This window comes from Janthinobacterium sp. BHSEK (genome assembly GCF_056174685.1).
Genome location: NZ_JBWBYV010000016.1, coordinates 17,562 through 29,823, shown reverse-complemented (window position 1 = coordinate 29,823; position 12,262 = coordinate 17,562). Strand labels below are relative to the sequence as shown.

The window sequence follows — 12,262 nt, the reverse complement described above, 5'->3', positions numbered from 1 at the left end:
GTCATAAATTCACACTAATTTCCCGAGGGTTACTTAGATCCGGGCTGTTTATTTTACAAGACTAAGGAACTTTGTATGGCAAAAGATGCAACACCGAGCGCCATGAAGCCGTATATTCCGGCCGACGCGAAATTGCCCGAAATGACCTTCCGCGCGCTGTTCATGGGCGTCATCCTGGGGATGGTCTTTGGCGCCTCCTCGCTGTACTTGGTGCTGAAAGTGGGCCTGACCGTCAGCGCCTCGATTCCCGTCGCCGTGATCGCCATCACCCTGTTCGGCCTGGCCAAGAAGGTGGGCGGCAAGGATTCCTCGATCCTGGAAAACAGCATCACGCAAACGGCCGGTTCGGCCGGCGAATCGCTGGCCTTCGGCCTGGGCGTGACCATGCCCGCCATCCTGATCCTGGGCTTCGACCTGGAAATCTCTAGAGTCATGCTGGTCGGTATCCTCGGCGGCCTGCTGGGCATCCTGATGATGATCCCCATGCGCCGCACCATGATCGTCGACCAGCACAAGGAACTCAAATTCCCCGAAGGCACGGCCTGCGCCGAAGTGCTGAAGGCGGCCGCCACGGAAGAATCGCGCATCGCCGCCGGCGAAAGCATCGAGAAGGACTCGGCCGCGGCGCTGGACGCCAAGCGCCGCGCCAAGATCATCTTCGGCGGTTTCGCCGTCGGCCTGCTGTATAAAGTCTTCAATATCTCGTTCAAGGGCTGGAAGGACACACCGGGCGTGGAATTTGCCGCGCCGCTCAAGGGCGGCTCCATCGGCGCCGAGATTTCCCCTGAATTGCTGGGCGTGGGCTACATCATCGGCCCGCGCATTGCCGCCACCATGGCGGCCGGCGGCGTGCTGTCGTATCTGCTGCTGATCCCGATGATCAAGTTCTTCGGCGACAGCCTGACCACCGTGCTTTCGCCGGGCACCAAGTTGATCAGCGAAATGGGCGCCGACGATGTGCGCAGCGCTTACGTGCTGTACATCGGCGCGGGCGCCGTGGCCGCCGGCGGCCTGATTTCGCTGGTGCGCGCCATGCCCATGATCTGGCGGAGCCTGTCGGCCGGCCTGAAAGGCATCGGCAAGGGCGTCAAGAGCGATTCCACCCTGCGCACGGACCAGGATATCCCCCTGAAATGGGTCGTCATCGGCTGCCTGTCCATCATCGCCGTGATCACCTTCGCCACGCCGCTGCACATGAACTTCCTCGGCGCGCTGCTGATCCTCGTCTTCGGCTTCCTGTTCGCCACCGTGTCGTCGCGCCTGACGGGCGAAATCGGCTCCTCGTCGAACCCGATCTCCGGCATGGCCGTGGCCACCTTGCTGTTTACCTGCCTGATCTTCCTGATCATGGGGTGGACGGGCGGGCGTTACTATGTGACGGCCCTGTCGGTGGGCGCCATCGTCTGCATCGCCGCCAGCAATGCGGGCACCACCTCGCAAGACTTGAAGACGGGCTACCTGGTCGGCGCCACGCCGCGCCTGCAGCAGTACGCGATTTTGGCGGGCGCCTTGTCGTCGGCCCTGATCCTCGGTCCGATTCTGCTGAAGCTGAACGAGGCGAGCACCGTCTACGTGCCGGCCGCGCAGGTGGCGCCCGGCCTGACGGTCGATGCATCGAAGCTGACGGTGACGGGCGCGCTGCATGGCCCGCAAGCCGAGAGCGACCACAATACGTATAAAGTCTGGCAAAAGACCGATACCGTGGGCGGCCCGGCCGGCAAGTATTTTGTCAAGGATGATGGCCAGCTGGCTTACCTGGTGGACCCGGGCATCAATGGCCACTACAGCAAGCGACCGGACGGTTCGGAAGTGAAGAAATACGATGCGCCGAAGGCCGTGCTGATGTCCTACATCATCAAGGGCATCCTCGACCAGCAGCTGCCGTGGACCCTGGTGCTGTTCGGCGTGATGATTGCCGTGGTGCTGGAAATGGCCGGCATCCCGTCGCTGGCGTTTTCCGTGGGTGTGTATCTGCCGCTGTCCTCCACCCTGCCGATCTTCGTCGGCGGCCTGGTGCGCTGGCTGGCGGACCGCCGCAACAACAAGCTGGAACACAACGCGAAGCTGAACGAGGAAGAGCGCCAGCTGGCGGGCGACCGCAGCTCTGGCGTGCTGCTGGCGTCCGGCTACATCGCCGGCGGCGCGCTGGCCGGCATCATCATCGCCATCACGGCGGGCGTGCTCACGCACTTCGACCAGATGATGGCCGACTGGGCCGAACACGGCAATCCGTTCTACGCGGGCTTGAATGCGGATGCGCTGTCTCTGCTGCCGTATGCGGCCATCATCGTGCTGCTGTACTTCGTGGCGCGCGAGAAGAAGGCGCCGCAGGCATAGCGCGCGGCCGGTCCGTATTGCCAGCCAAAACCGCCCGGGAGTGATACCGGGCGGTTTTTTTATGCGCGCGGCGGGCCGCCGCCGGTATTTGTTGTAAAAATACAATCGGACTGACGCCGCATGGTGTATCGTTGCTGATATTTAAAATACAACAAAATGGGGTGCCAGGAATGTTCAAGCTGCGATACCGTCACAAGTTGCAATATTTGATCCATGTCGCCTTGCTGGCGGCCAGTCCCGCGCTGCAGGCGGCGTCTTTTCCCGTCGAAGCCATGTTCGAGGCGGAGGCCGGGGCGCCAGGCGGTCCGTGGACGCAAGAGTATCTCGGCAGCAATGTGGTTTCCGGCGGCAGCTACCTGTCCACGCCGGCGGACCTGGCGCGCGCCGATACGCCGGGCGCGGCGGCCGAGCTGTCGTACAGCGTGGCCGTACCCCGCGCCGGCAACTACACGGTCTGGCTGCGCGTGCTGGCGCCGGCGGCGGATGCCGCCTCGCTGTACCTGGCGCTCGACAACGGCGCCTATGCCAGCGTAGCGGTGCCGTTCATCGCCGGCCAGGCCGCGCAGTGGACCTGGGTGCCCGTCACGCGCTGGCTGGCGGCCGGCGTGCGCGAACTCAAGCTCAAGTACCGTGACGGCGGCGTGGGCATCGATTGCCTGCTGGTGACGGCGCTCGCCGACTTTGTCCCGCAAGGCTATGGAGCGTACCCGCTGCCCACCGTGCTGCCGCCGCCAGGCGAGCATCCGCGCCTGTTTGCCCGGGTGGGCGACCTGGCCGCCATACGCGGCCGTTTCGAGTCGAATGCGGCCGAGATGGCGCAGCACCGCACGGTCCTGCATGCGTTTATCCAGGCGCCGGCCGTGGTTGCGCTGCCGCCGTTCGTGCCCGGCGGCCCGGCCGCGACGAACCACCAGACCGAAGTCGTGAGCCGGATCAAGGCGAAGGCGCTGTTCTCGCTGCTGTATGAAGGCGGTGGCGCGCCGGCGTCGGCGCAGCGGGGCGGCGAAGCCGTGCAAATGCTGCTCGACTACCTGGCGGCCGTGCGCTTTTCACCCGGGTATAGCCACCCGAACGAAAAAGGCGACATCATCCTGGCCAGCGCCATGGTGTATGACTGGTGCTACAGGCTGATGAGCGCGCAGCAGCGCGCCTATGTCGTCACGCGCTTCACGCAGATCGCCGCGACGATGGAAATCGGCTTTCCGCCCTCGCGCCAGGGCGCCGTCGTGGGCCATGGCAGCGACAACCAGCTGCTGCGCGACCAGCTGTCGGCCGCCATCGCCTTTTATGACGAGGCGCCGCTGGTCTACAACATCGTTGCCGGACGCTTCTTTGCCGACTATATTGCGCCGCGCAACTATGCGTACGCGGCGCAAGCCTTTCATCAGGGGGCATCCTACGGCACGGTGCGCTTCCTGGCGGACATGTACGCCGCATGGCTGTTCCGGCGCATGGGCGCCGCTCCCGTGTTCGATCCCGTGCAGCAGATGACGCCGTATCATTGGCTGTATGCGCGCCGCCCCGACGGGCAATGGATGCGCGATGGCGACGTCTACCATTCCTCGTACACCAACAGCACGCAATACTGGAGCGAACCGCTGGCCTTCCTGCTGCCGGCGGCCTATTACAACAATCCCACCCTGAAGCACGAGTACCTGACGCAGTCGTCGCAGCAGTCGACCAGCTTTATCCATCCCCGGGACAGCCTGTGGCCTGTGCTGCTGGGCAACACGGCCATGGACAGCACGCCCAGTCCCGCCACCTTGCCGTTGACCAAGTATTTTCCGGACCCGGGCGGCCTGATGATCGCCCGCACGGGCTGGACCGATGGCATGCAGGCGGAGTCCGGCCATGTGGTGGCCACGATGAAGCTGGGCGGCGACTGGTTCGGCAACCACGAGCATTACGACGCCGGGCATTTCCAGATTTACTACAAGGGCGGCCTTGCCATCGATTCGGGCATTTACAGCGGCAGGGATGTGACCGATCCCGCCATTGTCCTGGAATACGGCAGCACGCACGACATGAACTATCACAAGCGCAGCATCGCGCATAACACGATGCTGGTGTATGACCCCAGCGAGAGTTTTGACGGTTATGCCAATGACGGCGGACAGCGCTTTCCTGGCGAGGAGCCGCAAACCCTGGCGGAACTGGCCAACGGCTACAAGGTGGCCACGGTCCTCCGGCACCAGTCCGGCCCCCAGGCGCAGGCGCCGGACTTCAGCTACATCAAGGGCGACCTGACGGCCGCGTACAGCAGCAAGGTGCGCCAGTTCCAGCGCTCGTTCGTGTTCCTCAATCTCAAGGACGGGGATCACCCGGCCGCCCTGGTCGTCTTCGACAGGGTCAGCGCCAGCGATGCGGGATTCAGGAAGACCTGGCTGCTGCACAGCCAGTCCGAGCCCGAGATCGCCGGCGACACCGCGGTGGTCCGCCGCACGGAGTGGGACTACAACCATCGCTACCAGTACAACGGCAAGCTGATCAACCGCACCCTGCTGCCGGCGAATGCCGTGCTGGCCAAGGTGGGCGGCAGCGGCAATGAGTTCAGCGTCGGCGGCACCAATTATCCTATCCAGCCCGAAGCGGACTATTCGACCGAGGAAGCGGGCGCCTGGCGGCTGGAAGTCTCGCCGCCGACGGGTAACGAAACGGATTTGTTCCTCAATGTCATGCAGGTGATGGATGCCGGCAGCGCGCTGCCAGCGCTGCCCACGACGGCCATCGCCTCGCCGCTGCTGGCCGGCGTGCAGATCAAGGACCGCGTGGTGCTGTTTTCCAGGAGCGGCCTGCCGCTCGGCGGGACCATCACTGTCGAACTGCCGGCGCAAAGCGCGTCCATGCAGGTGCTGGTGACGGATTTGCAGGAGGGGCGCTGGACTGTCCGCAAGCGCGGTACGGGTGGCCCCATCGAGGATGAGGTCAATGCCGAGGCGGGCACCCTGTATTTCGTCGCCAGCGGCGCAGGCATGTACGATTTGCAGCGCAACGGGACGGGAACGGCGCGCGCGGCGGCCTTGCCAGCCTCACCGGCCGTGCCGTAAGGCGCCATCGGCGACGGGCCGCGCCGCCAGTTCTTCCGCGCTGGCGTAGATCGTGATGTGTTCGGACGCCATTTGGCGCAGGTGGTCATAAAATGCCTGCGCCGGGATGGCCCACGCCGCCGCGTGGCCCACTTGCCCGTTGACGCGCAGGCCCGCGGCGTCGAATTCGCGCGCAAAATAATCGCGCAGGTCGCCGCGGCCCGGATGGTCGATGCGGCGCTGCGCGATGGCCGGATCGAAGGGGCGTACGGGCACGTCCCAGTGCCGGCCGGCGTGGTCCAGGCAGGCCAGTAGTTCTGTTTTGTCTTCCCACACGGGGACGGGAAAGGCGTCGCCCATGGCGTCTTCCAGCGCGTGATAGAACGTCACCGGTCCCATGGAAATGCCCAGGCCCAACACCTTGGCCTGCTCGCAGCCCATGAAGCGCTGCCAGGGCGAGCCCACGCCGAAGATCGACGGCGCGCGGTGATGCGCCTCGGTGAGACGGACGGCATGGCGGCCCCACGCGGACACGGAGTGGGTGGGGTGGATGCTGCGGTGGATATTGCCGCTTGCCAGGAACGCTTCGGGCAGGCGCCCCATGTGCGTGCCATGGCGGCGCGGGTCGAACACATAGTTCGTCATGGCGCAGGTGGCGCGCACGGTTCCGCCGGGCAGGTAATAGGTGGGCAGCAGCAGGGTGCCTTGCGGGCCGACGGCGTCCTGCAGGGCATGGACCACGGCCGCCGCGCCGCCTTCCACATAGCCCAGGCTTTTCAGCGACGAGTGCACGAACAGCGTGTCTCCGTGCGCGATGCCCAGCCGCGCCAGACCGGCGGCCAGTCCGGCGCGCGTCACGTGTGGGGCGTCGTGGCGCACTTGCCGGGCGCTGGCGGCGCGGCGCCACGCTTCCAGCGCGGCCCTGGCGGCGCGCCTGGCCCCGTCAAGCATGGCCTAATTCCAGTTCCAGCAGGTTGGCATCGATGCAGAACTTGGCGGCCCAGTTCAGGTAAGCCCAGGTGCCGTAGTCGCCATCGACGGGAAACGAGCCCTTGACGCCGCCGCGTGCGTGCGCGGGGCCGTCGATGCAGACCGCGCGCCGCACGTAACTGTTCAAGCGGCGCGCCGCGTCGAGGTAGCGCCGTTCGCCCGTGCGCTGGTACAGCAGGAACAGACAATGCGCGTTTTGCGCGGAACCCGTGAGGCAGGCGTAATCGGCGCCAGGCTGGAAGTCCGGGCCGAGGCGGCCAGCCAGGTAGCCGTCGGCCGCCACGGCCCTGGCGACGCTCGTGCCGGTGCGCGCGGCGGCGTCCAGCAGGCCGGCGCGCGCCGAATAACGGTGCGCTTCGAGCACGCCGCGCAGGGCGTAGCCGATGGTGTGGGTCAGGGGCAGCAGCGGGTTGTCCAGGCAGTTCGAGGCGAACCAGCCGTTGGGACGCTGTTTTGTCAACGCCCAGTCGACCTGGCGCAGGCCGGCCGCGCCATAGCCTTGGCCCGGTGCGATGCGGTCCGCTTCGAACAGGCCCCACGCCACGTGCGTTTCGTAGGCCTTGTCGCCGGCGCTGGCGAACGGCGTCGGATGGCGGCGCCAGCAGCCGTCGGCATCCTGGCTGTCGCGCAGCCAGCGTGCCGCGCCGTGCATGGCGTCCTGGTAGGCGTCGCCGTACGCTGCCACGCCGGCCGCCAGGCCAAGCAGGATCTGGCCCGTGTTGAAGGTGACGGGCACGCGCGGCGTCGAATCGATCTTCCCGCCCTGGAAACCGCCTGCGGGGAACTGGATGGCCACGCACCAGTCGAGCATGCGCCGCGCGCGCCCGTGCAGCGCATCATCCCCACCCTCGTCGCCCGTGCGCTGCGCCAGCGCGATCATGGTGGGGATGATGTAGCCGGTGGTCTCCGGGTAGGAGCTCGACCAGCCTGTCAGCAGGCTGTAGTCGCGCGCGACGCCGCCGTCGTTCGAGCTGGAATGGTCTTGCGCCGCGCATAGCCAGGCCGTGCAGGCCTCGACGACGGCTTGCGGCCCGGGGTCAAAGGCGGGCAGGCCGCGCCGGTCCGACAGCCGCTCCATGCGCGCCGCCGCCGGCAGGCCCGCCCGCGGCGCCAGTGTGTTCCGTATCTTCGCGAGCAAGGCGCGCATGGCATTCCATTCGGTGGTTGGCTCAGGCTACTGTAGCGCCGGCCATCGGCAGGCCTATTGACGTGCCGCAAGGATTGGCCGCCGCGTCGCTGCCGCCGGAATTGACGCATAATGGACACTTCACCGTTATCGACGAGGCCAGCCATGAACAGTGTCACGCTTGAGTATTCGGTCGTCACCAATCCCGACTCGTTTGTCGGCTTCAAGTATTACGTCAAGGCGGGGCAGGCCTTCGATGCCGACGATTTCGCCTATTCCTACAAGCTGAACCGGTCCGACCTGGACCCGGACAGCGTGCTGGCCACGCGCGAGGCGGCGGCGAATCTGCAGCCGGGCGAGTGGCTGACGGTGTCGCATTCGATCGCGGCGTAGCCGGCAGCCCTACGCTGGCGCAAACCATGCGCGCAGTTCATCGATGGCCTTCTGCGCCGTTGCCTGCGTCAAGGTCAGCACGATGATCTTTTCCTGCGCCGGCCGATGCGGCCCATCGCTGCCGGCCAGCTCGATGGCTTGCCCGAAGCTCGTGTAGCCGGGGCCGCACTCCTGCGGGCATTGCTGCACGATGCGCGCCGCCTTGCCGGCGTTGCGGTCCGCCAGGTTGACGATGGGATTGCCGTCATAAAAAGGCTGGCCGTTGGCAAACGCGGTGCGCAGATACGGCGCGCACAGGCCGTCGAGGAAGGCCAGGCGCGCCTGCCAGTAGGCCTCAGCCGCCGCATACGCGGCCTGGTCTTCGAGAAAATCGGCAAACAGGAAGTCGTTCATATGGTCTCTTCGGCTAGATGCCGAACACTTTCAAGATCGCGTCCGTAAAACCCTCGAACCAGCTGCCCACCTTGCCCGGCTGCTTGCCGTGGCGCGGGGTTTCTTCGTACAGGTAGACGCCGTGGGCGCCGTCGAAGCGGTCGTTGAGCAGCGCCTGCTGGCCGCGCAGGTAGGGCAGGAAGGTTTCGCTGCGCATCGTCGAGTACAGCACGTCGGTAGTAAAGCCCAGGGTGGCGGACTGGCTGATGGAGCGGCCCTGGCCCGCCCGTTCCAGGCGCACGCCGCGGCAGCCGCGCACGATCAGGGTGACGGGGCCGCGAAAGACGATGAAGCGCAGCTGCAATGTGAGCCAGGCGTGCAGGCTGGCCAGGCGCCAGTGGCTCGATAGCGCCAGCGGCCGGTCCGCGTCGCAGACCAGGCCCACCAGGCCCCGTGGCTGGAACACGAGCGCGCTGCCGGCTGGCAGGTGCACGACGGCCACTTCCAGCAGCGGGTCGTCGCTGGCGGAGATCGTCACGGATGCGGGCTCGCTGCTTTCCAGCCGCGTCAGCGCCGCCATGCCGGCGGCCAGGCTGGTGAGGGGAAAGCGCCAGTCCAGCAGCCACTGCGTGCGTTTATGCGTGCCGACGGGCGACGATTGCAGGTATGCGGGATGGATCAGCATCTGCTGGCCGGGTTTGAGCTGCAACGCCTGCGAGACGGCGGAAATGCGGGACTGGCCATCGGGCGGCAGGGGGAGCGCAGTGGCCGTCACGTCCAGCGCGTGCGCGATGGACAAGGGCTTCAGGCGCGAAGCGATGGGCGCCAGCACGAAGTAAAAGAAGGTCTTGATGGTGGCGGGCAGCAGGATGGCCGACAGCACCAGCAGGGCGGCCGTGGGCGCCACGTCGAGCACGGGCGCGCGCCAGCGGGCGATCCAGTTGCGCGCCAGTTGTTCTTCGCCTGATGCAATCGCCTTTTGTACGGGCGCCAGCGCGCCGGCCAGCGCTGGCTCGTCGATGGCGAATGGCGCGGGGCGGGCAGCATTGCTGGTGCGCGCGCGCTGCGCCAGCCAGGCCTGATACGCTTGCAGATTGATCTCGCGCAAGCGCTGGCCCTCCGCTTCGAGCTGCGACAGCTGCGCGTAAGCGTCGCTGCCGGGCAGGCGCGCCGCCACGGGGTGCTGCGCTTCCAGCTGCCGGCGCTGGCGCCCATTATTTTGCAGTGCGGCATACGCGCGTACATGCTCAGCATGCAGGCGCGCCAGCGTCTGGCGTGCATCCTCGCCGCCGATCGCTGCCTGCAGGGCGGTCAGGTAACGGGCTTCCTGCGCCAGCACTTCGATTTCCACGCGGCGCGTGGCTTCCTCCTGCGCATGCAAGGCCAGGGTACTCGTGTCGGGCAGGGGAAGGGAAAACAGCGACGGCTGCCGCTGCGCGCGCAAGGCTGCCAATTGCGCCTGCACTTGCGCCAGGCGTGCCGCGATGGCCGCGTGCGAGGCGTGCTGCAAGGCGTTGACGCGCAGCGTGGCCGCCTCGGCCAGGCTGGCGCCATGGCTATTGGCGTCATCGGCGGCCAGCCTGAGCGCGGCGACAGCCTCGCTGCCGGCGCTGTAGCTGCGCCATTCGGCCAGCAGCAATCGTCCTGCCAGCAGGATGGCGATGAACAGCGCGAACTGCAGCGCGTGGCGCAGCAGGAAGCGCAGGATGGCCGTCAGCAGTTGGCGCAAGGAGATGCGTCCTTAGCCGGCCGCGCTATCGGCGTCGGCGCAGCATTTCTTGTATTTCTTGCCGCTGCCGCAGTGGCACGGGTCGTTGCGGCCCGTCTTCGGCAGTTCGCGCAAGACGGTGGCGCCGGGCTGGCTTTGTTTCAGATGGCGCTGGCGCGCCCAGGCCCCGTTGATGGCGATGACAGCGGGAATCACGCCATCCATGGCCGTTTCGGCCGCCTCGTCATCGAGTTCGCTGGCCGTGGCCAGGTGCTGGAACGGCGCCAGGTACTCAGGATGGCTGACGGCCAGGGCCGCCCACTGGGGCTTGTCCAGGCTCGTGCCCAGGATAAATCCGGCGCACCAGGCGGGCACGCTCCATTCGGGGCCGCAGACGTAGATGGGTTCGAAGCTGTCCGGGTCCTTCGCCAGCCATTCGACCATGTAGGCATGGTGGCGCTGCGCCAGGCTGGCCGCCCGTTCGCTGGCCTCGCCCTGTGCCGGCAAGGCGCTGCCGGCCGCCTTGTCCCACACCCATGGCAACCACTGTTCCGGCGCGATCTGTTTCGGGCTCAGGGCGACGGCCGTGAGAAAACCTTCGAGCATCGACACATCCATGGCACGGCCGGCCAGGGCAGGCGCAGCCAGCAGGGTGTCGAGTTCGGCGTATTCGTCGTCGGAGAGGGGCGTGGTGGTGGAGATGCTGGACATAATATTCTTTGGTGATGTGGGTGGAGTGGCCGGTGGCCCTGGCGGTATTGTACCGCCCGCCAAGGCAACAACCGGCGCCGGAATGAAAAACGGCGGCCCGCAGGCCGCCGTTTTGATCTACAGCAAGACGCTTACTTCACGCCATGCATCAGTTTGTTGATCAGCGGTGCGATCAGGAACAGGATCACGCCGGCGCCCAGCAAGGACCAGAAGCCGAAGGTGTAGCCGGACAGGGCCGACTGCACCGACATGCCGCTGGTGCCGCTGACGTGGCTGGCGAAGATGCCCGACAGGCTATTGCCGATACCGGTCGACAGGAACCAGCCGCCCATGCCCAGGCCCACCAGGCGCACTGGCGCCAGCTTGGTGACCATCGACAGGCCGATAGGCGACAGGCACAGCTCGCCGATCGATTGCAGCACGTACACGGTGGCCAGGGTCCAGAACGGGATCTTGTTGTCGGCGCCAACCAGGCTCGACAGTGCGAAGATCAGCAGGCCGAAGGCCAGCGCATTGCCCAGCAAGCCCAGGCCGAATTTGCGCGGGATCGACGGGTTGACGTTGTGGCGCGCCAGGAAGACCCAGACGGCGGCGATGATCGGCGCGAAGACGATGATGGCGACCGAGTTGACGGTCTGGAAGTAGGCGGTCGGGAAGATCCAGAAGCCCAGGTCGCGGTTGACGATCTTGTCAGCCAGGAAGGTAAACGAGCTGCCAGCCTGCTCGAAGAACATCCAGAACAGGATGTTGAATGCGAAGATCAGCAGCATGGCGATGACTTTGTCACGCGCCACCTTGCCGTTGCGTATGCCTTCGATCATCAGCATCACGGCCAGGCCGGCGAACAGTGCAAACAGGACCATAGCAAGGTTGTCCGCATCCACTGTCAGCAGGAAGTACACGAGCGGGATTACGCACAGGGAACCGATGGCCACCCAGACGACGCGCATCGGGCTGTCGGCGCCGGCTTCCGGAGCGCCGATGCCCTTCAGGGCGCGGCGGCCGATGGCGAACCATACCAGGCTGATGAGCATACCAAAGCCGGACGCCATGAAGACCATCTTGTACGACGGCATGGCGCTGGTGCCGAAGATCGACTCGGCCAGCCACTGGGTGAAGACAGGGGCTGCCATGGCGCCCATGTTGATACCCATATAGAAGATCGTGAAACCGCTGTCGCGGCGCGGATCGGCCGTCGTGTACAGCTTGCCGACCATGGTCGAGATGTTCGGCTTGAACATGCCGTTACCGACGATCATGGTGGCCAGGCCCAGGTTGAAGATGTCCTGGTTCGGCACGGAGATGCAGAACAGGCCGGCAGCCATGAAGATGGCGCCCAGCAGGATGGAACGCTGGTAACCGATGACGCGGTCGGCGATGTAGCCGCCGAACAGGGCGCCGGCGTACACCAGCGCGAGGAAGGAACCGTAGGTCAGGTTGGCCGCTGCCTGTCCCGAACCGTCACCGCCGTGGAACTGGGCCACGATGTACAGTACCAGCGCCCAGCGAACTCCGTAGAACGCGAAGCGTTCCCAGAATTCAGTCATGAACAACATCCACAATGGGCTTGGATGGCCCATAATCTGCTTGAACTCGGGA

The 12,262-nt window shown here is 65.9% G+C and carries 9 protein-coding genes; 3 read left to right on the top strand and 6 right to left on the bottom strand.

Going from position 1 to position 12,262, the window contains the following annotated elements:
- The first annotated feature begins 75 nt into the window (after positions 1 to 75).
- Together AC0V2Y_RS07750 and hepB are read left to right on the top strand one after the other, a co-directional pair.
- The gene (locus AC0V2Y_RS07750; RefSeq protein ID WP_475415156.1) at positions 76 to 2,337 is read left to right on the top strand and encodes an OPT family oligopeptide transporter; all 2,262 of its coding nucleotides are present in this window, start codon (positions 76 to 78) and stop codon (positions 2,335 to 2,337) included.
- A 170-nt stretch (positions 2,338 to 2,507) separates the two neighbouring features.
- Complete coding sequence (gene hepB / locus AC0V2Y_RS07745; protein ID WP_475415157.1) at positions 2,508 to 5,384, top strand: heparin/heparin-sulfate lyase HepB; 2,877 nt, start codon at positions 2,508 to 2,510, stop codon at positions 5,382 to 5,384.
- Here the strand turns inward: hepB and AC0V2Y_RS07740 are convergent.
- Complete coding sequence (locus AC0V2Y_RS07740; protein ID WP_475415158.1) at positions 5,367 to 6,314, bottom strand: AAC(3) family N-acetyltransferase; 948 nt, start codon at positions 6,312 to 6,314, stop codon at positions 5,367 to 5,369. The genes hepB and AC0V2Y_RS07740 overlap by 18 nt on opposite strands.
- The gene (locus tag AC0V2Y_RS07735; protein WP_475415159.1) at positions 6,307 to 7,500 is read right to left on the bottom strand and encodes a prenyltransferase/squalene oxidase repeat-containing protein; all 1,194 of its coding nucleotides are present in this window, start codon (positions 7,498 to 7,500) and stop codon (positions 6,307 to 6,309) included. The genes AC0V2Y_RS07740 and AC0V2Y_RS07735 overlap by 8 nt, the downstream gene beginning before the upstream one ends.
- A 144-nt stretch (positions 7,501 to 7,644) precedes the next feature.
- Here AC0V2Y_RS07735 and AC0V2Y_RS07730 point away from each other — a divergent pair, with 144 nt between their 5' ends.
- Positions 7,645 to 7,872, top strand: a complete 228-nt coding sequence (locus AC0V2Y_RS07730) for a hypothetical protein (protein ID WP_436495566.1) — start codon at positions 7,645 to 7,647, stop codon at positions 7,870 to 7,872.
- A gap of 9 nt (positions 7,873 to 7,881) precedes the next feature.
- On the opposite strand, the gene AC0V2Y_RS07725 is transcribed toward AC0V2Y_RS07730, so the two are convergent.
- The 4 genes from AC0V2Y_RS07725 to AC0V2Y_RS07710 form a co-directional block, all read right to left on the bottom strand.
- The gene (locus AC0V2Y_RS07725; RefSeq protein WP_475415160.1) at positions 7,882 to 8,265 is read right to left on the bottom strand and encodes a hypothetical protein; all 384 of its coding nucleotides are present in this window, start codon (positions 8,263 to 8,265) and stop codon (positions 7,882 to 7,884) included.
- Between the two features lie 13 nt (positions 8,266 to 8,278).
- Positions 8,279 to 9,973, bottom strand: a complete 1,695-nt coding sequence (locus AC0V2Y_RS07720) for a hypothetical protein (protein ID WP_475415161.1) — start codon at positions 9,971 to 9,973, stop codon at positions 8,279 to 8,281.
- Positions 9,974 to 9,985: 12 nt separating this feature from the next.
- Entirely contained in the window at positions 9,986 to 10,663 is a 678-nt protein-coding gene (locus tag AC0V2Y_RS07715) for a UPF0149 family protein (protein WP_475415162.1), read from the bottom strand.
- A gap of 131 nt (positions 10,664 to 10,794) precedes the next feature.
- A complete protein-coding gene (locus tag AC0V2Y_RS07710; RefSeq protein WP_475418329.1) occupies positions 10,795 to 12,243 on the bottom strand; it encodes a peptide MFS transporter in 1,449 nt (482 codons plus the stop codon).
- Positions 12,244 to 12,262 lie beyond the last annotated feature (19 nt).